The organism is Vineibacter terrae (assembly GCF_008039615.1).
In the GTDB taxonomy this organism is placed as follows: Bacteria; Pseudomonadota; Alphaproteobacteria; order Reyranellales; family Reyranellaceae; genus Vineibacter; species Vineibacter terrae.
The window spans coordinates 20,205-41,745 of sequence record NZ_VDUZ01000025.1 but is presented as its reverse complement, the minus strand read 5'-3'; the positions used below and the strand labels follow the sequence as shown (position 1 = coordinate 41,745).

At 66.1% G+C, this 21,541-nt stretch carries 21 protein-coding genes and 1 pseudogene; 8 read left to right on the top strand and 14 right to left on the bottom strand.

Going from position 1 to position 21,541, the window contains the following annotated elements:
- Positions 1 to 131: 131 nt before the first annotated feature.
- Entirely contained in the window at positions 132 to 2,975 is a 2,844-nt protein-coding gene (fdhF, locus tag FHP25_RS21110) for a formate dehydrogenase subunit alpha (RefSeq protein ID WP_147848945.1), read from the bottom strand.
- A gap of 532 nt (positions 2,976 to 3,507) precedes the next feature.
- Between fdhF and FHP25_RS21105 the strand changes: the two genes are divergently transcribed.
- Complete coding sequence (locus tag FHP25_RS21105; RefSeq protein WP_147848944.1) at positions 3,508 to 3,774, top strand: AbrB/MazE/SpoVT family DNA-binding domain-containing protein; 267 nt, start codon at positions 3,508 to 3,510, stop codon at positions 3,772 to 3,774.
- The gene (locus tag FHP25_RS21100) at positions 3,771 to 4,226 is read left to right on the top strand and encodes a PIN domain-containing protein (protein WP_147848943.1); all 456 of its coding nucleotides are present in this window, start codon (positions 3,771 to 3,773) and stop codon (positions 4,224 to 4,226) included. The genes FHP25_RS21105 and FHP25_RS21100 overlap by 4 nt, the downstream gene beginning before the upstream one ends.
- A 69-nt stretch (positions 4,227 to 4,295) precedes the next feature.
- Here the strand turns inward: FHP25_RS21100 and FHP25_RS21095 are convergent, their stop codons facing one another.
- The 7 genes from FHP25_RS21095 to FHP25_RS21065 form a co-directional block, all read right to left on the bottom strand.
- Positions 4,296 to 5,555 carry an MFS transporter gene (locus FHP25_RS21095; RefSeq protein WP_147848942.1) on the bottom strand — a complete coding sequence of 420 codons (1,260 nt, stop codon included), beginning with the start codon at positions 5,553 to 5,555 and terminating at the stop codon, positions 4,296 to 4,298.
- Positions 5,545 to 6,717 carry an MFS transporter gene (locus FHP25_RS21090; RefSeq protein ID WP_147848941.1) on the bottom strand — a complete coding sequence of 391 codons (1,173 nt, stop codon included), beginning with the start codon at positions 6,715 to 6,717 and terminating at the stop codon, positions 5,545 to 5,547. Before FHP25_RS21090 ends, FHP25_RS21095 begins: the two co-directional genes overlap by 11 nt.
- Positions 6,718 to 6,777: 60 nt before the next feature.
- Positions 6,778 to 8,172 (bottom strand): NAD(P)-binding domain-containing protein, encoded by a 1,395-nt coding sequence (locus FHP25_RS21085; RefSeq protein ID WP_147848940.1) that lies wholly within the window; start codon positions 8,170 to 8,172, stop codon positions 6,778 to 6,780.
- Positions 8,173 to 8,462: 290 nt separating this feature from the next.
- Complete coding sequence (locus tag FHP25_RS21080; RefSeq protein WP_147848939.1) at positions 8,463 to 8,825, bottom strand: ArsR/SmtB family transcription factor; 363 nt, start codon at positions 8,823 to 8,825, stop codon at positions 8,463 to 8,465.
- A 32-nt stretch (positions 8,826 to 8,857) separates the two neighbouring features.
- Complete coding sequence (gene arsJ, locus FHP25_RS21075; RefSeq protein ID WP_147848938.1) at positions 8,858 to 10,117, bottom strand: organoarsenical effux MFS transporter ArsJ; 1,260 nt, start codon at positions 10,115 to 10,117, stop codon at positions 8,858 to 8,860.
- Positions 10,117 to 11,160, bottom strand: coding sequence for an ArsJ-associated glyceraldehyde-3-phosphate dehydrogenase (locus FHP25_RS21070; RefSeq protein WP_147848937.1), 1,044 nt, complete (start codon positions 11,158 to 11,160; stop codon positions 10,117 to 10,119). Before FHP25_RS21070 ends, arsJ begins: the two co-directional genes overlap by 1 nt.
- 10 nt (positions 11,161 to 11,170) lie before the next feature.
- A complete protein-coding gene (locus FHP25_RS21065) occupies positions 11,171 to 12,022 on the bottom strand; it encodes an arsenate reductase/protein-tyrosine-phosphatase family protein (RefSeq protein ID WP_147848936.1) in 852 nt (283 codons plus the stop codon).
- A gap of 156 nt (positions 12,023 to 12,178) precedes the next feature.
- On the opposite strand from FHP25_RS21065, the gene vapB reads away from it, so the two are divergent.
- The 4 genes and pseudogenes from vapB (at position 12,179) to FHP25_RS21045 (ending at position 16,103) form a co-directional block, all read left to right on the top strand.
- The gene (gene vapB / locus FHP25_RS21060; RefSeq protein WP_147848935.1) at positions 12,179 to 12,412 is read left to right on the top strand and encodes a type II toxin-antitoxin system VapB family antitoxin; all 234 of its coding nucleotides are present in this window, start codon (positions 12,179 to 12,181) and stop codon (positions 12,410 to 12,412) included.
- Positions 12,412 to 12,810 (top strand): annotated as a pseudogene (gene vapC / locus FHP25_RS21055) (type II toxin-antitoxin system tRNA(fMet)-specific endonuclease VapC). The gene vapB and the pseudogene vapC overlap by 1 nt, the downstream one beginning before the upstream one ends.
- A 523-nt stretch (positions 12,811 to 13,333) precedes the next feature.
- On the top strand, positions 13,334 to 15,619 hold the full coding sequence (locus tag FHP25_RS21050; RefSeq protein WP_147848934.1) for a nitric-oxide reductase large subunit: 2,286 nt from the start codon (positions 13,334 to 13,336) through the stop codon (positions 15,617 to 15,619).
- Between the two features lie 7 nt (positions 15,620 to 15,626).
- Complete coding sequence (locus tag FHP25_RS21045) at positions 15,627 to 16,103, top strand: hypothetical protein (protein WP_218578486.1); 477 nt, start codon at positions 15,627 to 15,629, stop codon at positions 16,101 to 16,103.
- A 17-nt stretch (positions 16,104 to 16,120) separates the two neighbouring features.
- Here the strand turns inward: FHP25_RS21045 and FHP25_RS21040 are convergent, their stop codons facing one another.
- From FHP25_RS21040 to FHP25_RS21015, 5 genes are all read right to left on the bottom strand, one after another.
- Entirely contained in the window at positions 16,121 to 16,357 is a 237-nt protein-coding gene (locus tag FHP25_RS21040; RefSeq protein ID WP_147848933.1) for a hypothetical protein, read from the bottom strand.
- A 306-nt stretch (positions 16,358 to 16,663) separates the two neighbouring features.
- Positions 16,664 to 16,996, bottom strand: coding sequence for a metal-sulfur cluster assembly factor (locus FHP25_RS21030; protein WP_147848932.1), 333 nt, complete (start codon positions 16,994 to 16,996; stop codon positions 16,664 to 16,666).
- Positions 16,993 to 17,523, bottom strand: a complete 531-nt coding sequence (locus FHP25_RS21025) for a DUF2249 domain-containing protein (protein ID WP_147848931.1) — start codon at positions 17,521 to 17,523, stop codon at positions 16,993 to 16,995. Before FHP25_RS21025 ends, FHP25_RS21030 begins: the two co-directional genes overlap by 4 nt.
- An 18-nt stretch (positions 17,524 to 17,541) precedes the next feature.
- A complete protein-coding gene (locus FHP25_RS21020; RefSeq protein ID WP_218578485.1) occupies positions 17,542 to 18,948 on the bottom strand; it encodes a hypothetical protein in 1,407 nt (468 codons plus the stop codon).
- Between the two features lie 15 nt (positions 18,949 to 18,963).
- The gene (locus tag FHP25_RS21015) at positions 18,964 to 19,224 is read right to left on the bottom strand and encodes a DUF2249 domain-containing protein (protein ID WP_147848930.1); all 261 of its coding nucleotides are present in this window, start codon (positions 19,222 to 19,224) and stop codon (positions 18,964 to 18,966) included.
- Between the two features lie 261 nt (positions 19,225 to 19,485).
- On the opposite strand from FHP25_RS21015, the gene FHP25_RS21010 reads away from it, so the two are divergent.
- Together FHP25_RS21010 and FHP25_RS21005 are read left to right on the top strand one after the other, a co-directional pair.
- The gene (locus tag FHP25_RS21010; RefSeq protein ID WP_147848929.1) at positions 19,486 to 19,914 is read left to right on the top strand and encodes an RrF2 family transcriptional regulator; all 429 of its coding nucleotides are present in this window, start codon (positions 19,486 to 19,488) and stop codon (positions 19,912 to 19,914) included.
- Between the two features lie 34 nt (positions 19,915 to 19,948).
- On the top strand, positions 19,949 to 20,284 hold the full coding sequence (locus tag FHP25_RS21005; RefSeq protein ID WP_147848928.1) for a carboxymuconolactone decarboxylase family protein: 336 nt from the start codon (positions 19,949 to 19,951) through the stop codon (positions 20,282 to 20,284).
- A gap of 9 nt (positions 20,285 to 20,293) precedes the next feature.
- On the opposite strand, the gene FHP25_RS21000 is transcribed toward FHP25_RS21005, so the two are convergent.
- The gene (locus tag FHP25_RS21000) at positions 20,294 to 21,295 is read right to left on the bottom strand and encodes an NAD(P)H-quinone oxidoreductase (RefSeq protein WP_147848927.1); all 1,002 of its coding nucleotides are present in this window, start codon (positions 21,293 to 21,295) and stop codon (positions 20,294 to 20,296) included.
- Between the last annotated feature and the right edge of the window lie 246 nt (positions 21,296 to 21,541).

Sequence of the window (21,541 nt, the reverse complement as noted above, 5' to 3'; positions counted from 1 at the left end):
GCGGGCGCGTAGCGGCCGACGGGTGAGGGCCCCCGCACGCGGCGCCTCGTCCCTGGGCCCTCACCTTCCCATTGCGCTTCGCGCCATGGGCCCCTTCCTCTCCCGCGCAGCGGGAGAGGAGATGAAGACGCTCATTCCGCGGCATCGGCAGCGATGCGGGTGTTCTGCACCGACAGCTCGCGGTACTCGCGCTGCCAGTCGGAGGGGCCGTTGGACGGCGTGACCTGCACCGCCGTCACCTTGTATTCGGGGCAGTCGGTCGCCCAGTCCGAATACTGCGTGGTCACGACGTTGGTCTGCGTCAGCGGGTGGTGGAACGTGGTATAGACCACGCCGGGCGCGACGCGGTCCGTCACCTTGGCGCGCAAGGTCGTGGCGCCGACGCGGCTGGCCAGCCGCACCCAGTCGCCGTCGCGCACGCCGCGCTGCTCGGCGTCGTGGGGGTGGATCTCCAGCAGGTCCTGGTCGTGCCACATCACGTTGGCGGTGCGCCGCGTCTGCGCCCCGACATTGTACTGGCTGAGGATGCGCCCCGAGGTCAGCAGCAGCGGGAAGCGCGGCCCGGTGCGCTCGTCGGTGGGCACGTATTCGGTGATGATGAACCTGCCGCGGCCGCGCACGAAGCCGCCGGCATGCATCACGGGCGTGCCTTGCGGCGCCGCCTCGTTGCACGGCCACTGGACCGAGCCCACGGCATCGAGCTTGTCGTAGGACACGCCGGTGAAGGTGGGCGTGGTGCGCGCGATCTCGTCCATGATCTGTGACGGATGAGTGTAGTCCATGCCGGCCACACCCATCGCGTGGGCGATGGCGACGGTGATCTCCCAGTCGGCCAGGCCGTTACGCGGCGGCATCACCTTGCGCACGCGGTTGATGCGCCGCTCGGCATTGGTGAAAGTGCCGTCCTTCTCCAGGAAGCTGGAGCCGGGCAGGAAGACATGGGCGAAATTCGCGGTCTCGTTCAGGAACAGGTCCTGCACGACGACGCATTCCATCGCCTTGAAGCCGGCCACGACATGCTGCGTGTCGGGATCGGACTGCACGATGTCCTCGCCCTGGATGTAGAGGCCCTTGAACGAGCCGTCGACCGCGGCGTCGAGCATGTTGGGAATGCGTAACCCCGGCTCGTGGTCGAGCGTCACGCCCCACATCGTCTCGAACACCGCGCGCGTGGCGTCGTCCGACACGTGGCGGTAGCCCGAGTACTCGTGCGGGAACGAGCCCATGTCGCACGAGCCCTGGACGTTGTTCTGGCCGCGCAGCGGGTTCACGCCCACGCCCGGCCGGCCGATATTGCCGGTCGCCATCGCGAGGTTGGCGATGGCCATGACGGCGGTCGTACCCTGGCTGTGCTCGGTGACGCCCAGGCCGTAGTAGATCGCGGCGTTGCCGCCGGTGGCGTAGAGCCGTGCGGCGCCGCGGATCAGCTCGGCCGGCACGCCCGAGATCTTCGCCACCGCCTCGGGGCTGTTGCGCTCCTCGGCCACGAAGGCGGCCCAGGCGGCGAAGTCGTCGGGCTCGCAGCGCTCGCGCACGAAAGCCTCGTCCACCAGGCCCTCGGTCACGATCACATGCGCCAGCGCCGTCAGCACCGCGACGTTGGTGCCGGGCCGCAGCGGCAGGTGATGCGACGCCTGCACGTGCGGCATGCGCACCATGTCGATGCGGCGCGGATCGATCACGATCAGCTTGGCGCCCTCGCGCAGTCGCTTTTTCATGCGCGAGGCGAAGACGGGATGGCCGTCGGTCGGGTTGGCGCCGATCACGACCATGACGTCGCAGTGCTCGACCGAATCGAAATCCTGCGTGCCGGCCGAGGTGCCGAACGTGGTCTTCAACCCATAGCCGGTGGGCGAGTGGCAGACGCGGGCGCAGGTGTCGACGTTGTTGTTGCCGAAGCCGGCGCGCACCAGCTTCTGGATCAGGAACGTCTCCTCGTTGGTGCAGCGCGAGGAGGTGATGCCGCCGATGGCGCCGCGGCCATGCTGCGCCTGGATGCGGCGGAACTCCGACACCACGCGGCCGATCGCCTCCGCCCACGACACCTCGCGCCAGGGATCGGAGATCTTCTCGCGGACCATGGGCTTGAGGATGCGTTCGCGGTGCGTGGCATAGCCCCAGGCGAAGCGCCCCTTGACGCAGGAATGGCCGTGATTGGCGTGGCCGTCCTTGTACGGCACCATGCGCACAACCTCGGTGCCGCGCATCTCGGCCTTGAAGCTGCAGCCGACGCCGCAATAGGCGCAGGTGGTGACCACCGAATGCTCGGGCTGGCCGATGTCGATGACCGACTTCTCCATCAAGGTCGCGGTCGGGCAGGCCTGCACGCAGGCGCCGCACGACACGCACTCCGAATCGAGGAAGGGCTGGTCCATGCCGGCCGCCACCTTGGACTCGAAGCCGCGGCCGTCGATGGTGAGCGCGAAGGTGCCCTGCACCTCCTCGCAGGCGCGCACGCAGCGCGAGCAGACGATGCACTTGGCCGGGTCGAAGGCGAAATACGGGTTCGACTCGTCCTTGGCCGCGTCGAGGTGGTTCTCGCCAACGTAGCCGTAGCGCACCTCGCGCAGCCCGACCGCGCCGGCCATGTCCTGCAGCTCGCAATCGCCGTTGGCGGCACAGGTCAGGCAGTCGAGCGGATGGTCGGAGATGTAGAGCTCCATCACGCCGCGGCGCAGCTTCTTCAGCCGCTCGGTCTGCGTCGACACCACCATGCCCGGCGCCACCGGCGTGGTGCACGAGGCCGGCGTGCCGGCGCGGCCCTCGATCTCGACCAGGCACAGCCGGCAGGAGCCGAACGCAGCCAGCGAATCGGTGGCACAGAGCTTGGGCACCTTGATGCCGGCATCCATCGCGGCGCGCATCACCGAGGTGCCCTCGGGCACGGTGACATCGATGCCGTCGACGCGCAGCGTGACGGATGTCGTGGCCTTCGACGGCGGCGTGCCGTGGTCGGTTTCGTGGATCAGGGACATGGCAGCATCATACCCCTTCGCCCTCTCCCGTACAGATAGGGAACGACCCCGCAATCCGCATCGCCCGCCCTTGCCGTGGGGCCATCAGTGGAATCAAGGACTTACAAAAATCACGCCTCAAAAGGGCGTGACGCAAACGTCGAAAAATACGCAAACCCAGGCTGGAACGTCTGCTTTCGTTCCGGGCAGACGCCAGCCGCGCCTCTGCCATCCGGCACGCCTCACGACAAATGTGCGCAGCACCGACACCCCCTCACAATTCGCCCTTGATCTCATATCATTTTCTTTATCTGAGGACAAGAACGGAAAGGCAACATGGTGAGGTGGGCTCGACCAGTCCGGAGAAAGCCTTGAGGGAGAGACGATCCATAACCGCCCTCACACAGCCTCGGAAGCCATGCCTCGACCCCCGTAACCGCTTGTCTATGCCTGGTTAAATGCCATACCGGACGGAGTATGCAGTTAAGGATGCGCCACCAACCGACCCTTATCCGCCACGTAAAGGACTTACATGGATAATGGAGGATCCATCATGGCTACACTCACTGTCACCGCAAAAGGCCAGGTCACCTTCAGGAAAGAGGTGTTGAAGCATCTCGGCATCCAGCCGGGCGGCAAGGTCAGGCTGGACCTGCTGCCAAACGGCCGGGCGGAATTGAAGGCTGAAAGGCCACAAGGCTCGTTTCGGGAGCTGCACGGCCTGCTGAGGCACAAGGGCAACGGCAAGCGGTTGTCGATCGATGAAATCAACGAGGCGATCACCGAAGCAGGCGCGGCAGCCGGCACCGGCAGACAATGAAGATCACGGCAGACACGAATATCTTGTTGCGCGCGATCGTCGCGGACGGTGAGGCACAGAGCAAAGTGGCGATCGAAGCGTTGGAAAACGCCGATATGGTCGCCATCTGCCTGCATTCCCTTTGCGAGCTCGCTTGGGTGCTGGCGCGGCAGTATCAAATACCGCGCGCCGATATCGCCGAGGCGATCCGCCGCTTGATAGGGCGAAACGGCCATGGTGAACCTGCCTGGGATTACCCGGCGGGCGAGGGTGACGGCGTCCACGTCGGTGACGACATGGCCGTCATCGACACTACCTCCAGCCCGCCAGCGCAACGCTGCGGGGACCCAAGGACAAGAGTGATTCTCCGAAGGCCTGGGCCTTCGTTCGAATGCGATCGAGCACTCAGGCCCTTGCTGCTTGGCGAGCGAACTGGTCCACGCCAGCGAGAATCCCACTGCGCGCGACGATAAAAAATCCAGCACGCTTTGGTATGGCAAGGCGGTCAAAGCCGAAGCGTCGATTGTTGGCAGCGAGTCGGATTATCGCCGCCCGCGATCGCCTTGCAGCTCGTCGGGTCGCAGCCAGGCAAAAATGACCAGCACCACGGCCATGAACGCGGCGACGATGGCGAAGGCCAAGCCCCAGGCGAGGCGCGACATGCCCCCCGCCAGGTCCAACGTCCACCCGATCGCCAGGGGCCCGATGAACCCGCCAGCGTAGCCCAGCATCGAATGCACAGCGAGGGTGGCGCCGCGACGCGCCGGATCGGCAGCGCCGGCCGCTCCCGCGGTGAGCGACGACGAATCGAGCCAGATGATCATGCCGTAGACCACCACCAGCACGACCGCGAGCCAGTAGCCGGTCGAGCCCAGAAAGCCGATGACCGCGCCGGCCGCGATCGAGAGCAGCATCGCCGCCGCAATCAAGCGGCGGCGTCCGAAGCGGATCGAGGCCTCGTTGCCGACGACGCTCATCACCGTGCCGAGCAGGCCCAGCACGGTGACGACCACCGTCGGCGACAGGAGCTCGCCCGTCTCGCCGGTGCTCGCCGCCACGAAGGCGAGGAAGGCCACGCCCCAGCCGCGCAATGCGCTCATCTCCAGCGTATGGACGCAATAGGCGAGCGAGTATGCGAAGGCTGATCGGTTGCGCAGCACAGGGCGGAAGTCGAACAGGCGGGAGCCTGGTCCGGCAGGCTTCGCGATCGGTGCACGGCCTGGAACCGCGACGGCGACGGCGATCCAGGCGATGGCGGCGGTCACGCCGGCGCTGGCAAAAGCGATCCGCCAGCCGAAGTGCTGTGCGATCAGATCGCCCAGCAGGTAGGAGAGCGCGCCCGAGATGCCAATGCTGGCGGCATGCCCGGTCACCGCGCGCGACATCATTTTCGCATCGACCTGGTCAGCCAGGAGCTTCAGCCCGGTCATGTATGTGCCGGCCCAGCCGATCCCGGCGAGCCCACGCAGCGCCAGCGCCGACCAGAAGCCATCCGCCAGCAGTCCAAACAGCAGATGGGCGATCACCGTGCAGCCGACGCCGATCAGATAGATGCGCCTGGCGTCGATGCGGTCGGTCAGCGTCACCAGCACCGGAACCGAGACCATGTAGGTCGCGTAGAAGGCCGAAGTTATCCAGCCCGCCTCGCTGTTGGTGAGCGACCAGCGCTGCATCATGCCCGGCAGCAACGCCGGCCAGTAGAAGGCGCCGATCTGCACGAGCACCTGGGCGGCGCAGACGATCGCGACCAGCGCCGCGCCCGAGGGCACGGCGCGTGACGGGACGGCGTGCTCACTCGGCACAGAGGGGTTCCGGCGCAGGGCGACGCAGCAGGCAGAGCGCCGCGAGGGCCGCGAGGCTGAGCCCTGCCGACACGGCCAGGATCTGCGCGCCGATATGCTCCAGCAGCACGGCGAAGCCGAGCGGTGCGAGCGCCGACAGGAAGCGCGAGGGCAAGCCGATCAGGCCCAGCCTGTAGCCGTAGTTCTCCGGCCCGAACAGGGCGAGGGGCACCGTGCCGCGCGCGATGGTCAGGATGCCGTTGCCCGATCCGTGCAGGACGGCGAAGGCGCTCGACGCAACGCCACCGCCGGCGAGCAGCAGCACGGCCGCGCCGATCGGATGCGTGAGGGCGGCGAGCCGAGCCGAAACAAGCGGATGAAAGCGTGCCATCAGTCCCGCTTCCAGGAGGCGGGCGGCAACCTGCGACGGACCGATCAGCGCACCGGCGGCAATGGCCTGCGTCTGCGTGGCGCCGGTGGCCTCGAGGATGCGCGGGAAGTGCGCCGCCATGCCAGCCGTGACGACCCATGCGGCGGCAAAGGCGAAGGCCAGCAGGACCATCGGTCGATCGATCGGCACGACCTGGTCCGCCACGCGTTTTTCGACCGCGGCGTCGATGACGGGGCGCGGCAGGAGCCAGTAGTTCGCCGGCAGCGCCACGAGCACATGCAATGCCGCCCATGCAAGGCACGTGTCACGCCAGCCGATCGTGCCGGCACCCCAGGCGGTGAGCGGCCAGCCGATCGTGCTGGCGAAGCCCGCAAGCAGGGTGATGCCGGTGATGGCGCCGCGGGCGGTGGTGCCGTAGATGCGCCCGAGCACGGCGAACGCGGCATCGTAGAGCCCGATCCCCATGCCGACGCCCAGCACGATCCAGGCGGCCTGCAGGGCGATCAGGGAGTTCGCGAATCCCAGCAGCACGAGACCAGCCGCGAACAGCAGGTTCGATGCGGCGAGCACGGAATTGCCGCTGCCGCGGTCGATCATGCGCCCGGCGCGCGGCCCCAGCAGCGCGGAGATGATCAGCGACAGCGAAAAGGTGGCGAACAGCCACGTGGTCGACACGCCGGTGTCGCGGGCGATCTCGTCCGCCAGGACGGCCGGCAGGTAATACGTCGACCCCCAGGCAAGCGTCTGGGTCGAGCCCAGCACGATGATCGTGAAGAGACGGTCCCGGTTCATTGGCAATCTGACTCTCGGCTCAGTGGATCGACAGCCAGCCAGCATAGCCGCATGCCAGCCTCATGCGCCGCAACCCGCCTTGCCTTCCTCCTTGGCTCTGACATCGGCGACGCAGCAGCCGCTCACCATTGGCCCGGCCGCCGTCGGCGGCGGGCCGCCACAGCAGCCGGCCTCCGCATCGATGGATCCGCCGAGGCCTGCCACCGGTCCCGGTCCTGAGCAGACGCCGGTCTCGGGCAGCACCAGCTCGACCCTCTCGGCAGCCTCCCGGTCGCCGGCGATGTCGGCGACGATGGAGCGCACCTGCTCGTAGCCGGTCAGCATCAGGAAGGTCGGAGCGCGGCCGTAGCTCTTGATGCCGGCGACGTAGAAGCCGGGCTCGGGGTGCGCCAGCTCGCGCGCGCCGTGCGGCCGCACGGTGCCGCAACTGTGGATGTTGGGATCGATCAGCGGTGCCAGCGCCGGCGGGCACTCCACCGCCGGATCGAGCGCCAGACGCACCTCGCGCAGGAAGCTGAAATCAGGACGCAGGCCCGTCGCCACCACCAGCGCGTCGACCGTGATGGCGCGGCAGCAGCTTGCCTTGCCGGTGGCCACCCGGATCTGCGTTCCCTCCTGCGAGAGGTGAGAGACCTTGAAGCCGGTTTCGACTGCGACCCGGCCGCTCGCGACCAGGGCCGCAAGGGCCTGCCCCAGCGCGCCGCGCGCGACGAGCTTGTCGTTGGCACCGCCGCCGAATGCCTTCCTTGGATCTTCGCCGCGCATGAGCCAGATCACGCGCGTGCCGGATGCCTGCTCGGCCAGGCGGGCGAGATCAATCAGCGTGCCGACGGCCGAATGGCCGGCGCCCAGCACCGCCACCGTCTTGCCGGCGTATCGGTTGCGCGCGGCCCCCAGCACGTCCGGCATGCCGTAGGCAATGCGCTCCCGCAGCTCCTCCTCGCCGATCGCCGGCAGCCCGTCGGCGCCGGCGGGATTGGGCGAGAACCAGGTGCCCGAAGCGTCGATCACCGCGTCGGCCTTCAAAGACTCCGGGCCCTTGCCGTTCTGGTAGCGGATGGTGAAGGCCTCGAAGGCGCGGCCGTTGCTCTTCATCTTGTCGAAGCCCCTGCGCGCCACCGCGGTCACGCGACTCGACAGCCGGATGTGATCCTTGAGCCTGGTGCGCGTCGCCAGCGGCTCGATGTAGTGCGCAAGAAGCTCGCCGCCGGTCGGATAGTCGCCGGAAGGCGGCGCATTCCAGCCCACCTCGGCGAGCAGGCGCCCGGATGCCTTGTCGATGCAGTATTCCCACGGCGAGAACAGGGGAACGTGGGCCCACTGGCGCACAGCGTGTCCCGCCTCGGGGCCGGCCTCGAGCACGATCGGTTGCATGCCGCGCTCCAGCACCTGCGCGGCAGCGGCCAACCCGACAGGGCCGGCACCCAGGATCGCCACGGTCCTTGCCTCGGTCACGGCGCTCTCCAACCGTCAGGTCCCATACGTCCGATATTTTTATAATTGTCGAATCATGGAACCGTCAAGCACCCGGCTGAAGTTTTTGTCGGCGTCCGGCATCGGCTATCGGTGAGTCGTGACTGTCAGCGACGTCTTCTATCTTCCGCCGCTTGCGCAGGGTGATCGCCTATGGGAGCACCGGTGCTGTCTCCTCGCCCCGCGGCAGCGGGGAGAGGGGGAACGACGCCATATGCGATCGCCCCCCGCAAGCGGAGAAAGGTAGTCGAAAGCCGACGCTCCCGCCCTGCTCATGTCCGGGCCGATGTCTCCCGACGCCGGGCCTTGCGTGCCGGCACGGGGGCGCAGGCCGCCGCCTGCATCGCCGCGTGGCCCCTGCAACAATTCTCGGTGAGGAAGCCGATGAGGCCGTTCATGCGCGCGTAGTCGGCGGCATAGATCAGCGAACGCCCGTCACGGCGGACCGTGACCAGGCCGGCGTGCTTGAGCTGGGCCAGGTGAAAGGACAGCGTCGCGGACACGAGGCCGAGCCTGTCGGCGATGTGGCCCGCCGCCATGCCATCGGGACCCGCCTGCACCAGCAACCGGAACACGTCGAGGCGGTTTTCCTGAGCCAGCGCCGCCAAGGCAGGGACGACTTCAGTTGCTTTCATAGTTCACTAACTATCGAATTGTCGATGACTGGTCAAAGGGCATCGGCGGGCGCAGCGTCGCGCCCGCGTCCCTGAGGTCCGCCCTCTATCCGCACCGGCAAAAGGAAAGTGACAAGCCAGCACGCGATCAGCATCGCGGCCGAGCCGAACAGGCAGGCCGACATGCCGCCGGCCTGATAGAGCGCGCCGGACAGGAGAATGCCGATCAGACGCCCGGTCGCGTTCGCTGCATAGTAGAAGCCGACATCCTCGGCCGCCTTCTTCGAGCCGGCATAGGCCAGGATCAGGTACGAGTGCAGCGAAGAGTTGATGGCGAACGGTACCCCGAACAGGGCAAGACCCGCGATCACCACGATGTCGGGATGCCACAGGCCCGGGTCGCGCAACAGCAGCGCCAATGCCAGGGGCACGACGGCGAGCAGGCCCGCCCATAGCCGGGCATTGGGCACTTCGCGGCTGAGGCCATCGGCGCTGCGCGCGACGACGGCTGGCGCCGCCGCCTGGATCACGCCATAGCCGATCGTCCAGGCGGCGAGAAAGGCGCCGACTTCGACAAACCTCCAACCGGCGGCGTACAGGAACACCGGCAGGCCAACGACGAACCAGACTTCGCGCGCGCCGAACATGAAGATGCGGGCAGCCGCCAGCAGGTTGACGCCGCGCGACTTCGACAGGAACTCACGCACTGTCGTCGACGACCTGGCCTTGCCCAATTGGCGCGGCAGGGAAAGCAGGCCCGCGACGAAGATCAGCCCGATGAGGGCGCCCATCAGCCACAGCGCCGGCTTGAAGCCGACAAGATCCAGCAGCAGGCCGCCGACGAAGAAGCCGATCCCCTTCATGGCGTTCTTCGAACCCGTGAACCACGCCACCCACTTGAAAAGCTGACCGGAGCCTTCGGCGGACGTCGCCTTGATGGCCGACTTGGAGGCGGTCTTGGTGAAATCCTTGGCCAGCCCCGCGATGCCCTGGGCTGCGACGACCCACGCCACCGACGCCGCCGCCGTCCAGCCGGGATCAAGCGCCGACAGCATGACGAGGCCGGCAATCTGCAGTCCCTGCCCGGCCGCCAGCATGCGCGGTATGCCGAAACGCGTCGCCAGCCAGCCGCCCAAGAGATTCGCGACGATGCCCGCGAGCTCGTACAGCAGGAACAGGAAGGCCAGCGTGAAAGGCGAATAGCCCAGCCTGAAGAAGTGCAGCAGCACGAGCATGCGCAACGCGCCATCGACCAGGGTGAAGCCCCAGTATGAGGCCGTCACGATCAGGTAGTGGCGTATTGCGGCGGCCATCACGCCTGCGCGTCGATCACGAGGTTGGCGAGATCGACCATGCGGCAGACATAGCCCATCTCGTTGTCGTACCAGGCGTACACCTTCAGGAGCGTGCCATCCGTCACCAGCGTGCTGGGTCCATCGACGATCGAGCTGCGCGTATCGTTGCAGTAGTCGGCTGAAACCAGCGGCCGCCCCTCGAAGCCCAGGATGCCCGCCAGCCCATCGCGTGTGGCATTGTCGAACAGCGTGTTGACCTCTTCTTCGCTGGTGGGCTGCTGCAATTCGAAGACGCAGTCGGTGAGGCTCGCATTCAGCACCGGCGCACGCACGGCGTGGCCGTTCAGCTTGCCCTTGAGTTCGGGATAGATCAGCGCGATGGCGCTGGCGCTGCCGGTGGTGGTCGGCGACAGCGAGGTCATGGCCGAACGGGCGCGGCGCAGATCCTTGTGCGGCGCATCGACCACGACATTGGTGTTGGTGGGATCGTGGATGGTGGTGATCTGGCCATGCCGGATGCCGATCGCCTCGTGCACGACCTTGACCACGGGCGCGAGGCAGTTGGTCGTGCACGACGCCGCGGTCAGCAACCGGTGGCGGGCGGGATCGTAAAGCCCATGATTGACGCCAACCACGACATTGAGCGCTGCGTCATCCTTCACCGGAGCGGCCACGATCACGCGCTTCACGCCGCGCCGGAAATAGGATTCGAGCTCGGACGGCTTGAGGAACTTGCCGGTGCATTCCAGCACCATGTCGCAGCCAAGGTCGCCCCACGGCACGTCACCCGGCTGCATTGCAGAGGTGAAGCCAAGGGATTTGTCGTCGATGCGGATGGAGCTGTCGTCCTCGACACCGAAGTCCGCGCGCCAGCGTCCATGGATGCTGTCGAACTCCAGCAGGTGTGCGGTGGCTTCAGCGCCGCCTTTGATTTCGTTCAGATGCACGACGTCGAGCCGGTTGGCCGCACGCGGATCGCCATCCGCTCGGCGCACGCCGCCCAGCGCCGCGCGCAAGGCGAGCCTGCCCATGCGTCCCATGCCATTGATGCCGACACGCATCGCTCTCTCCCTATGGCGCGGCACGAACGGTGTCGCCGATTTCGTCCAGTCGCTTCTTCAGCGCCATCCGATCGAGCGAGGCGAACGGCAGGCTCGTGAAAGCCTCCAGGCGGCGGCGCACCATCCCGTAGAGCTCGTTGAGCAAGATCGCGCGCTCGGTCGGCGACCCATTGAAGTCGGCCGGATCGGGCAGCGGCCAGGCGGCGGTCACGAACTTCTCGCCGAGGTCCGGGCATTTCTGACCCTGCGGCGTGTCGCAAAGCGCGATAACGAAATCCATGCGCGGCGCGGTGGGCCCGCTGAACTCGTTCCAGGACTTGCAGCGCAGTTTCGAGATGTCGTGGCCGAGAGTCTTCAATCGCTCCACGACTTCCCGCATCGGCCGGTCGGCCGGCTCCGACCCGGCGGAATAGGCGTTGAAGCGGCCGCCGCCGATCTTCTCAAGCAGCGCCTCGGCGATGATCGAGCGCGCGGCGTTTCGCGTGCACAGGAAAAGGACGTTGAAGGCCGGCATCATGAACGGCTCCCTGCTCTCGTCATCGCGCAGGATGACTCGTGCGATATCGCCACACAGGTCCGGTCGACCGTTGCAACAGTCGCTGGCGAGAAAGGTGACCAGCCGGCGATACGCTTTCACGTCCGCCCGGTAGTTCATCAAACGCCCGCTGCGCTCGACACTGATCAGTCCGGCGCGCATCAGCACGCCCAGATGCGTCGACATGGTGTTGTGGGGCGCATCGCAGGCACGGGCCAGCTCGCCCGCCGGCACCGAGCCGGGATGGGCAGCGAGCAGATGTCGAAACGCACTCAGCCGCGTGGGCTGCGCAAGCGATGCCAAGCGGTCGATAGCGATATCTTCCATATGTTCTGTCTATTCGTCCAGAGATATCGACATATCATAGGTCCGACCGACCGCCCAATGGATTTTTGGCGTGGACCGTTCAGCACTCGGTTGCATCAGGCTCACGGAGGCACCAGGTTGTATATCCCTAAGGGATATACAAACGGCGGCCTAACTGTGACCAGTTCGACGGTGTTCATCAGCAACCGCACTCAGGCCGTGCGCCTGCCCAAGGCCGTCGCTTTCCCCGACGACGTGCATCACGTCGACATCCTGAAGATCGGCCAAAGCCGTGTGATCGTACCCAAGGGCAGGCGGTGGGATGATCTGTTCCTCAACGGCCCCCGGGCCAGCGAGGATTTCATGACCGGGCGCCGGCAGCCGGAGCCCGAGCCGCGCGAGCGGTTCTGATGCTCGCCTACATGCTCGACACCAACATCTGTATCTACGTGCTGAAAGCTTATCCGCCGGCCTTGCGAGAAAAGTTCAACATGCTTGCCGATCAGCTGTGCATCTCGAGCATTACGTTGGGCGAGTTGCATTATGGCGCCGAGAAATCGGCCCGCCGCGCCGCGAACCTGACCGCCATCGAGTATTTTGCGGCGCGCCTGGAGGTGCTCCCGTTCGGCGAAAAGGCGGCGGCGCATTAAGGTCAGCTGCGGGCCGAGCTCGAACGCATGGGAACGCCCCGCGGCCCGCATGACATGCAGATCGGCGGCCATGCCCGCAGCGAAGGCTTGATCGTCGTCACCAACAATATGCGCGAATTCGCCCGCATGCCCGGCGTACGCGTGGAAAACTGGGTCTGAGAGATCGACGACACCTCCACGACGGTGGTTCGTCCTGGACCGCCATCGCACGCACACGCCGATCAGGCCGTGTGTCCAACGACTGACCCGCACCAGCATCGACTGATCCCGTCGCAACGGCTACACAATCGAGGCGCCGCGCCCTCTTCCCATGGAGACTGCCTTGATGGCGAGCTGCGCGCGCCGCATCGCGACGGCATCACCCGCTGTTCTGCGTCAAATGGCCTCCTTCGAGGAGAATTGCCGAGTCCAGGATGATAAGATATATTCTCTATATATCTTATTGCAGCAGCGTGACGACTGACCTGGTCGCCTGCAGGTTGCACAGGATGAAAGAATGCAAATGCGCACAGGTGGCGGGAGTTGAGTGTGAACAGAGGGCTCGGGACGGGCCGACGCTGCTCCTGCTTCCGCCATAGACCAGGTGAAACACCGTTCTCCTGCAAAACAGCATCAAATCCGCAACGCGGGACCAAGCCCGCAAACGCCTGACGCATCCAGTGTGGGAAAGTGAGAACTCGCCATGGGCCCGTATCGCAAACCCTGGTTCGCATTGATCGCTGTGCTGGTGGTCACCTTCTCGTTGCTCGGCTATTACGGCAGCGAGGTCTATCGAGAGGCTCCACCGATCCCACAGCAGGTGGTGACGGTCGATGGCGCAGAGCTGTTCACCAAGGACGACATTCTCGATGGCCAGACCGCCTGGCAGTCCGTGGGTGGCATGCAGCTGGGCTCGATCTGGGGACACGGCGCCTATCAGGCGCCCGACTGGACCGCAGACTGGCTGCACCGTGAGCTGACGGCCTGGCTCGATCTGGCGGCGCAAGAGGCATATGGCCGTCCCTATGCCGCGCTGGACACGCCCGAGCAGGCTGCGCTGCGCGAACAGCTGCGCGCCGAGTACCGCGCCAATCGCACCGACGAAGCGGGTGTGCTCAGGATCTCCAAACGGCGCGCGCAAGCAGTCACGCAGACCGGGGCCTACTACGAGCGTCTGTTCTCCGACGCGCCGGAATTGCGCCAGAGCCGCGAGCACTTTGCGATGAAGGAGAACACCCTGCCCAGCGCCGAGCGGCGCACGCAGCTGACGCGCTTCTTCTTCTGGACCGCCTGGGCCGCGGCGACGGAACGTCCCGGCCTGCATGTCACCTACACCAACAACTGGCCGCATGAGCCGTTGATCGGCAACCAGCCCAGCGGCGAGAACATCGTCTGGTCGATCGCCAGCGTCGTGGTCCTGCTCGCCGGCGTCGGCTTCCTGATCTGGGGCTGGGCATTCCTGCGCCGACACGACGAACCGCCGCCGGCCGCGGCCGCCAGCGACCCGTTGACGACCTTCGCGCTGACGCCCTCGCAGCGCGCATTGGGCAAATATCTGTTCCTTGTCGTCGCGCTGTTCGTGTTCCAGGTCTTCATCGGCGGCTTCACGGCGCACTACACGGTCGAGGGGCAGAAATTCTACGGCATCGACGTGTCGCAGTGGTTTCCGTATGCGCTGGTGCGCACCTGGCACATCCAAAGCGCCCTGTTCTGGATCGCCACCGGCTTCCTGGCCGCGGGCCTGTTCCTGGCGCCGCTGATCAACGGCGGCAAGGATCCCAGGCACCAGAAGCTCGGCGTCGACATCCTGTTCTGGGCACTGGTGATCGTGGTTGTCGGCTCCTTCGCGGGCAACTACCTGGCGATAGCCCAGGTCATGCCCAAGGAGCTGAACTTCTGGCTCGGCCACCAGGGCTACGAGTACGTCGATCTCGGCCGCCTGTGGCAGATCGGCAAGTTCGCGGGCATCGCCTTCTGGCTCGTGCTGATGCTGCGCGGTATGGTGCCTGCGCTCAAGGCGCCGGGCAGCGACAAGAACCTGCTGGCGCTGCTCACGGCTTCGGTCGTGGCCATCGGCCTGTTCTACGGCGCTGGCTTCTTCTACGGCGAACGCACGCATCTGTCGATGATGGAGTATTGGCGCTGGTGGGTGGTTCACCTGTGGGTCGAAGGCTTCTTCGAGGTGTTCGCGACCACAGCGCTGGCCTTCATCTTCTCGACCCTGGGTCTGGTGTCGCGTCCGATGGCGACGGCGGCCAGCCTGGTCTCCGCCTCCCTCTTCATGCTGGGCGGGATCCCCGGCACCTTCCACCACCTGTACTTCGCAGGCACCACGACGCCGGTGATGGCGGTGGGCGCGAGCTTCAGCGCGCTCGAGGTCGTGCCGCTGATCGTGCTCGGCTACGAGGCCTTTGAGAACTGGCGGCTGAAGGAGCGGGCGCCGTGGATGGCCAATCTCAAGTGGCCCCTATTGTGCTTCGTCGCGGTAGCGTTCTGGAACATGCTGGGCGCCGGCGTCTTCGGCTTCATGATCAACCCGCCGATCTCGCTGTACTATGTGCAGGGCCTGAACACCACGCCAGTGCACGCGCACTCCGCGCTCTTCGGGGTCTACGGCTTCCTCGCGCTGGGCTTCACGCTGCTGGTGCTGCGCTATATCCGGCCGCATGTCGTCTTCAGCGAGGGCCTGATGAGATCGGCCTTCTGGGGGCTCAATGCCGGCCTGGTGCTGATGATCTTCACCAGCCTGCTGCCGATCGGCTTCATGCAGTTCCATGCCAGCGCCACCCAGGGCCTATGGTACGCGCGCAGCGAGGCCTTCATGCAGCAGGACATCCTGCAGACCCTGCGCTGGGTGCGCACCTTCGGTGACGTGGTGTTCATCTACGGTGCGCTTGCGATGGCCCTGCAGGTCGTGCTGGGCCTTCTGGAAAAGGCGCCCCTGCGATTGCACCCCGAGGGACGCCTGCCCCTGCCCCGGACTCGCTGAGGGACCGATGCGCCACACAAAAGACAGCAATGGTGAGCCGCTCCGAAACCCGAGCATCGACTGCATCGGCTTCGCGCTCACCATGTTCTGGATTGGCCTTCTCGTGGGCGTTTCCTTTCTGGCGACGCCCGCGAAATTCCTGGCGCCGAGCCTGTCCCTCCCGGTGGCCCTCGATGTCGGCCGCCACACATTCGCGATCTTCAGCAAAGCCGAGTGGCTGCTGGCGGCATCGCTGCTCGTCATCTTGCTCGCCGGTCGCAGGAGCAGCCTCGCCATTCTTGGCGGCGGCCTCGCTGCCGTCCTCGTCGCGGTGGAGGCAGCATGGTTGCTTCCGGTGCTCGATCAGCGAGTCGGGTTGATCATCGCCGGTCAGCAGCCACCGGCATCGAACCTTCACGAGGCCTATATCGCGATCGAAGGCGTGAAGCTCCTGTCGCTCGGCCTCGTCGCGTCCGTGACGGCCCGATATCTCACGCGCCGATAAGCCGGCCCCCATGAAGCTCAGCCGACTGCTGCAGTCGTTGCTTGCCCTCGAGCTTCCCTGTCCAGCGGGCAAGAAGCAGAAGCCGCCTCGGCGATCGTCTGTCTGGCGCTTGATGCAGAGATCATGACAACGACCATGCCGATGACAATCAGCAAGAGACCGGCGATCAGCATGGGCAGGAGCGAGGACGGCGAACCAGCGGGATCCTGATCTCCTCCGTGCTGGTCCCGCTTGTCATCGTTGTCGTCAACCATGGGGCGACCTCATCTTGCCGTCCCGTGAGGCCGGCTCGGTTTCATGCCGGCTCTGCCTGCTCGTCGCATGCGGCGGAGTGCCGACGTCGTCCGTCATGGGGCTCAGCCGATGCAACAACCTGTTGAACTCGCCCCATTGCATCGGATCTTCCTTGCGCCATACGGCGCAAGCGCGTGCTGCGAGGCGGCAGGCCGTGTCGGCCTGCCCTGCCGCAGCAAGCGCTTTGAGGCTTGCCCGCAAGATCTCGCATAGTTCGGCCACCGGCGATGCGGAATTGCAATCGGACTTCGGATGCTCACCCTGCGTCACCAGCCGCCCCCATCGGCGATGCCGAGATGACGCTTCGCCTCGACGCTCATCATTTGCGGCGTCCATGGCGGTTCATAGGTGAGCGTCACATCGACGGATTCGATCCCCTGCACAGACCGCGCCGCGTCGCGGGCGCCCGCCTGGAGGTAGCTCGTCGCGGGACAACCGCGCGTCGTCGTCGTCATCGTGATGTTGGCAACACCGCTGTCCGCAATCGCAACGTCGTAGACGAGACCGAGGTCGACGATGTTGTAGCCGAGCTCCGGATCGATCACGAGGCGAAGCGCTTCCTTCACCTGCTCGTCGAGCGCGACGGTGGCCGTCGTCATTTCGCCGGCTCCCGGCCAGCCCCGACCCGGATCAGGACCTTGTAGGTCACGCCGTCCGGCTCGAAGCCACCACGCCAGGCATGACCCCGCTTGGCGAGCTCGGGAAAGAGGAAAATCGGCTCGCGGCAAAGAAGCGCCGAGAGGACATCGCCCGGTGCCATCTTCTCCGTCACAACCAGGATCCTGACCATCGGCTCCGGCGGATCGAGATCCCGGTTGTCCATGTGCTGGCGAGGCTCGGGCCACGGGGTATCATCGCCGCCGGCAAGGGTATCCGTCGCGGCATCCGGGCGCTGAGCGGTCGATGGCGAGAACAGAACCTCCCAGTCGCCACCGTCCAGCGCCCGCGCTTCGTGCTCGAAGCCCTTGGCGCCCAGGACATGCAGCAGGGGCGTGGGCTTGAATGTCGCGAACAGACGCAACCCCTCTCCCGGCTGAAGTGCGTTCACAGCCTCCATGATCTTGTCGAACGGCTCACCGCCTGCGCGCAGGATCGGACGTACGTCGACATCGACAAAACGTGTCATATGGCCGTCTCCTTTGACTTACCTCTGTTGGACCGAGCAGCGCAGCAGCTGCGGCAGCCGCGCACCCGTCGGAAGGCGCATCGTGGGGTTCACATCCAGCAGGCGGCGGATGCGCCCCAGCTGACCAATGATGCACAGGCTCGCGATCAGCATCAGACCCGTGCAAACCTGGAACGCGGTCGGGTTCTGGAAGAACAGCGCGACCGTGGCGGCCCATGTCGCGAGAAAATAGAGAACGAACCATCTGACGGCGCGGGCTTCGACCACCAGATCCTGCACGCGCGGCGTTGGCGCCTTGCCAAGCATCGGGCCGTAGCACTCCAGCCAGGTCAGGAAGGCCACGATCTTGTACAGCTTGGCGAGCCCCAATCCCGACAGCCAGCCGAAGACGACGAGAAAGACGACAGGGGCGATGTGCCGGGCCAGAGCGCCGAGGCTGACGAACACAGCGGTCGCGACCGCTGCGGCTGCGAGACTGGCCAGGGCAAACGCCGCCATCCGGCTGTTCAGCTCGATCACGCGGCGCTTCCGCGCACGATAGAGACGCAGAATGTCGGCGCCATAAAGGACGAGCGCGCACAGTCCGAGCAGTCCGGACGCGCCCAGGATCACCGGCAGGCTTGCGCCGATGCAGATTGCCGTGACGCCGCCGACGATGGCCACCGCAAGCGCCGCTGCTCCACAATAGAAGCCGATATGCGTGCGCGGGCCGTCGAGCTCAGGTGCCAGCATGAACATCGCGAGGAGACGGTAGCTCACGCCCATCGCCGTGAATGTCAGCCAGCCGCCAAGGCCGCCGATCGCGTGCAGGGGCACGCCCTCGGCGGTGATATCGACAAGATGCGGATTGACGGCCACGCCGCCGAGCACCAGGGCGAAGATGATCCCGAGCGTGACCGTGGCCGCGATGCTGCAAAGACCGATGGCCACGAAGCGCGCCGGCAGCGGCAATGGCCGGGCGGCCCACAGCGTGCGGGCGAGATTCCACAAGACGAGGGCAAAGCCGACGGCGAGCAGGACCGCGGCCACCGGAAAGCCGATCATTTCCGCGGACAGCAGGCCCCCCATCTGCAGGAAGCCAAGAACCAGCGCCGCAAGCCCAGCGACGAGGCATGCCAGCGCCGGCAGCGGCAAGACATCACTGTGCAATGGCCGCGCGACGAGCACAGGGACGAACTGGTGCAGAGCGCCGCACATCAGGAGGCTCAGCCAGCCAAGCGCGGTGAGATGCACCAGCACCAGTGATTCGGCGGATCGGATCGGCGCGTTCGGATAGCCGTAGCCGACTGTCATCAGCAATTCGGCGATGATCAGCGAGACCAGCGCCGTCGCGAAATAGGACATCGTCCAGCGGGAAAGTGTGACGCCGGGCACGGCTGCTTCCTTCCGTGTAGAACCGGTGCCGGCCGACGGGTCGGCCGGCATCGGCGCTCAGAAGACTCACGCCACCTTCTGCAGGCGTCCGATCTCCACCCGCCATACCGCCGGACCTCGTTCCAGATAGGTCCAGGAAAACTGCCGGGGGCGTTCGGCCTCGAGCTGGTAGTAGAGCGGCTTCGGATCGTGATCATTGACGAGGACGAACGAACCGCCCGGCACGAGCTGGTCCACGCGTTCGAAGATCTTCTCGTGCCGCTGCGCCGGCGGAAGGCTTCGAACGTCGATCTCGCTTGCGGCTGATGCGTGCTGGGTCTGGGGCATGATGCGATAGCTCCTTTGGGGTCGCATCTGGCGCGGTCGGCGGGACCGGGATCGCGACCGGATCCGGTCCGAGGCCGCGCACGGAGGACGCGCCTTCGCTTCACGGTCGAGCCAAAAACATATATTGTCAATATATCTTTTATAGCGGGCGTACGGATGCGACAGCTTGCGCCTGCATGCGCCGCATTCTTGCAAAAGATATCTCGACGGCGCATCTTTACGCGATTGCCGATGCGACCACAGCGCCGAGGAAGCGACCGGATGCGATTGACCAATTTCTCCGACTACGCCCTGCGCGTGCTGATGTACGCGGCGGCGCAGGGTGATCGCCTGATCACCATCGAGGAAACGGCAGACGTTTACGGGATTTCGCGCGCCCATCTGATGAAGGTTGCCAATCAGCTGACGCGCGGCGGTTTCCTGAAGGCCGTTCGCGGCCGGTCGGGCGGACTGGCGCTTGCCAAACGCCCCGAGCGCATCAAGCTCGGCGACGTGCTGCGCATGACGGAGCCGGACTTTGCGCTGGTCGAATGCTTCACGGAGGGAAATCGCTGCATCCTCTCACCGCGCTGCCGCTTGCGCGGCGCGCTTCGCGAAGCCTTGGCGGCCTTCACCGCGACGCTCGACCGCTACACGCTTGCCGACCTCATTCTCAACCCGGACGACTTTGGCCTTCGGCCGGCGGCATAGGACATCACCGCGCCACTCATATCGGAGATGCATCATGAGCGCAGAGATCTATCCGAAATCCACACGCGAGCTGGCTGACCTGCGGCGAAGCCTCGCACCGGAAACGGAGGCCGCGTTTCAAGCCTTCAGCAAGGCCGTGTTCTCGGAAGGCGCGCTATCGGCCAAGACCAAGCAGTTGATCGCAGTAGCGGTCGCGCACGTCACGCAATGTCCGTACTGCATAACCGGGCACACCAAAGCAGCCCAGCGCGCGGGAGCGTCGGCCCAGGAGTTGATGGAAGCGGTCTGGGTGGCAGCGGAGATGAGAGCGGGAGGCGCGTTCGCGCATTCGACGCTGATGCTCAACACCCTCGATGATCGGAAGTCCTGACCGCGGCTGTCACGCCGTCAGGATGATCTTGCCGGTGTGGGTGCCGGCTTCCATCAGGACGTGCGCCTTCGCTGCGTCGGCCAGGGGGAAGGTGGCCTCGATCACCGGCTTCACCTGGCCGGCCTCGATCAGGGGCCAGATCCGCGCCTCGACCGCCGAGGCGATCGCCGCCTTCTCCTCGATGCGCCGCCCGCGCAGGGTCGAGCCGGTCAGCGTCAGGCGCTTGAGCATCATGGGCGCGAGGTTGATCTCAGCCCGCGAGCCCTTGAGGAAGGCGATCCAGACGATGCGGCCCAGCGGCGCCGCCGCGGCCAGGTTGCGCTCGATATAGTCGCCGCCCACCATGTCGAGGATGACGTCGACACCGTGCCCGTCGGTGAAGGCATTGACGGCGGCCACGAAGTCCTGGGTGCGGTAGTTGATGGCGCGGTCGGCGCCCAGCTTCTCGCAGGTGGCGCATTTCTCGACGCTGCCGGCCGTGGCGAAGACCCGCGCGCCCAGCGCCCTGGCCATCTGGATCGCCGTCGTGCCGATGCCGCTGGCGCCGCCATGCACCAGCAGGGTCTCCCCCGCCTGCAGCCGGCCGGCGTCGAAGACGTTGGTCCACACCGTCATCACCGTCTCGGGCATCGACGCCGCCTCGACGGCCGAGAGCCCCTTGGGCTGCGGCAGGGTGTGGCTGGCATGCGCGAGGCAATATTCGGCATAGCCGCCGCCGGCGACCAGGGCGCAAACGCGATCGCCCGGGCGCCAGCGCGCCACGCCGGCACCCAGCGCCACGACCTCGCCCGCGACCTCCAGGCCGGGCGTGTCGGGCGCGCCGGGCGGCGGCGGATAATGCCCCTGGCGCTGCACCATGTCGCCGCGGTTGACACCCGCGGCCGCGACCTTGATCAGCACCTCGCCGGCGCCGGGCACCGGCATCGGCAACCGCCGCGGCTCGAGCATCTCCGGGCCGCCGGGCGCGCGGACCGCGATCGCCGTCATGTCGGGCGGCAAGGTGCCTGTCATGGCGTGTCTCCCCCGGCATCGTTGCGGCCGGTCGATGGTTATGTAGCAAGCCGACGGGGCGAAGTCGAAAGGCAGGGTGTCCCGGTTGTTGCGCACACAGGCGCCAACTTTGACGCACGATTGCGCAGACGGACCGCGCACCTTCCACGAGACGTTTCCTGCGGGCAGTCAAGGAATTGTCAAATGTCGTGATCGCCGGATCTGCCAAACTCCCGCCGTCTCTCGTCGCTGCGCCACATTCGAGAT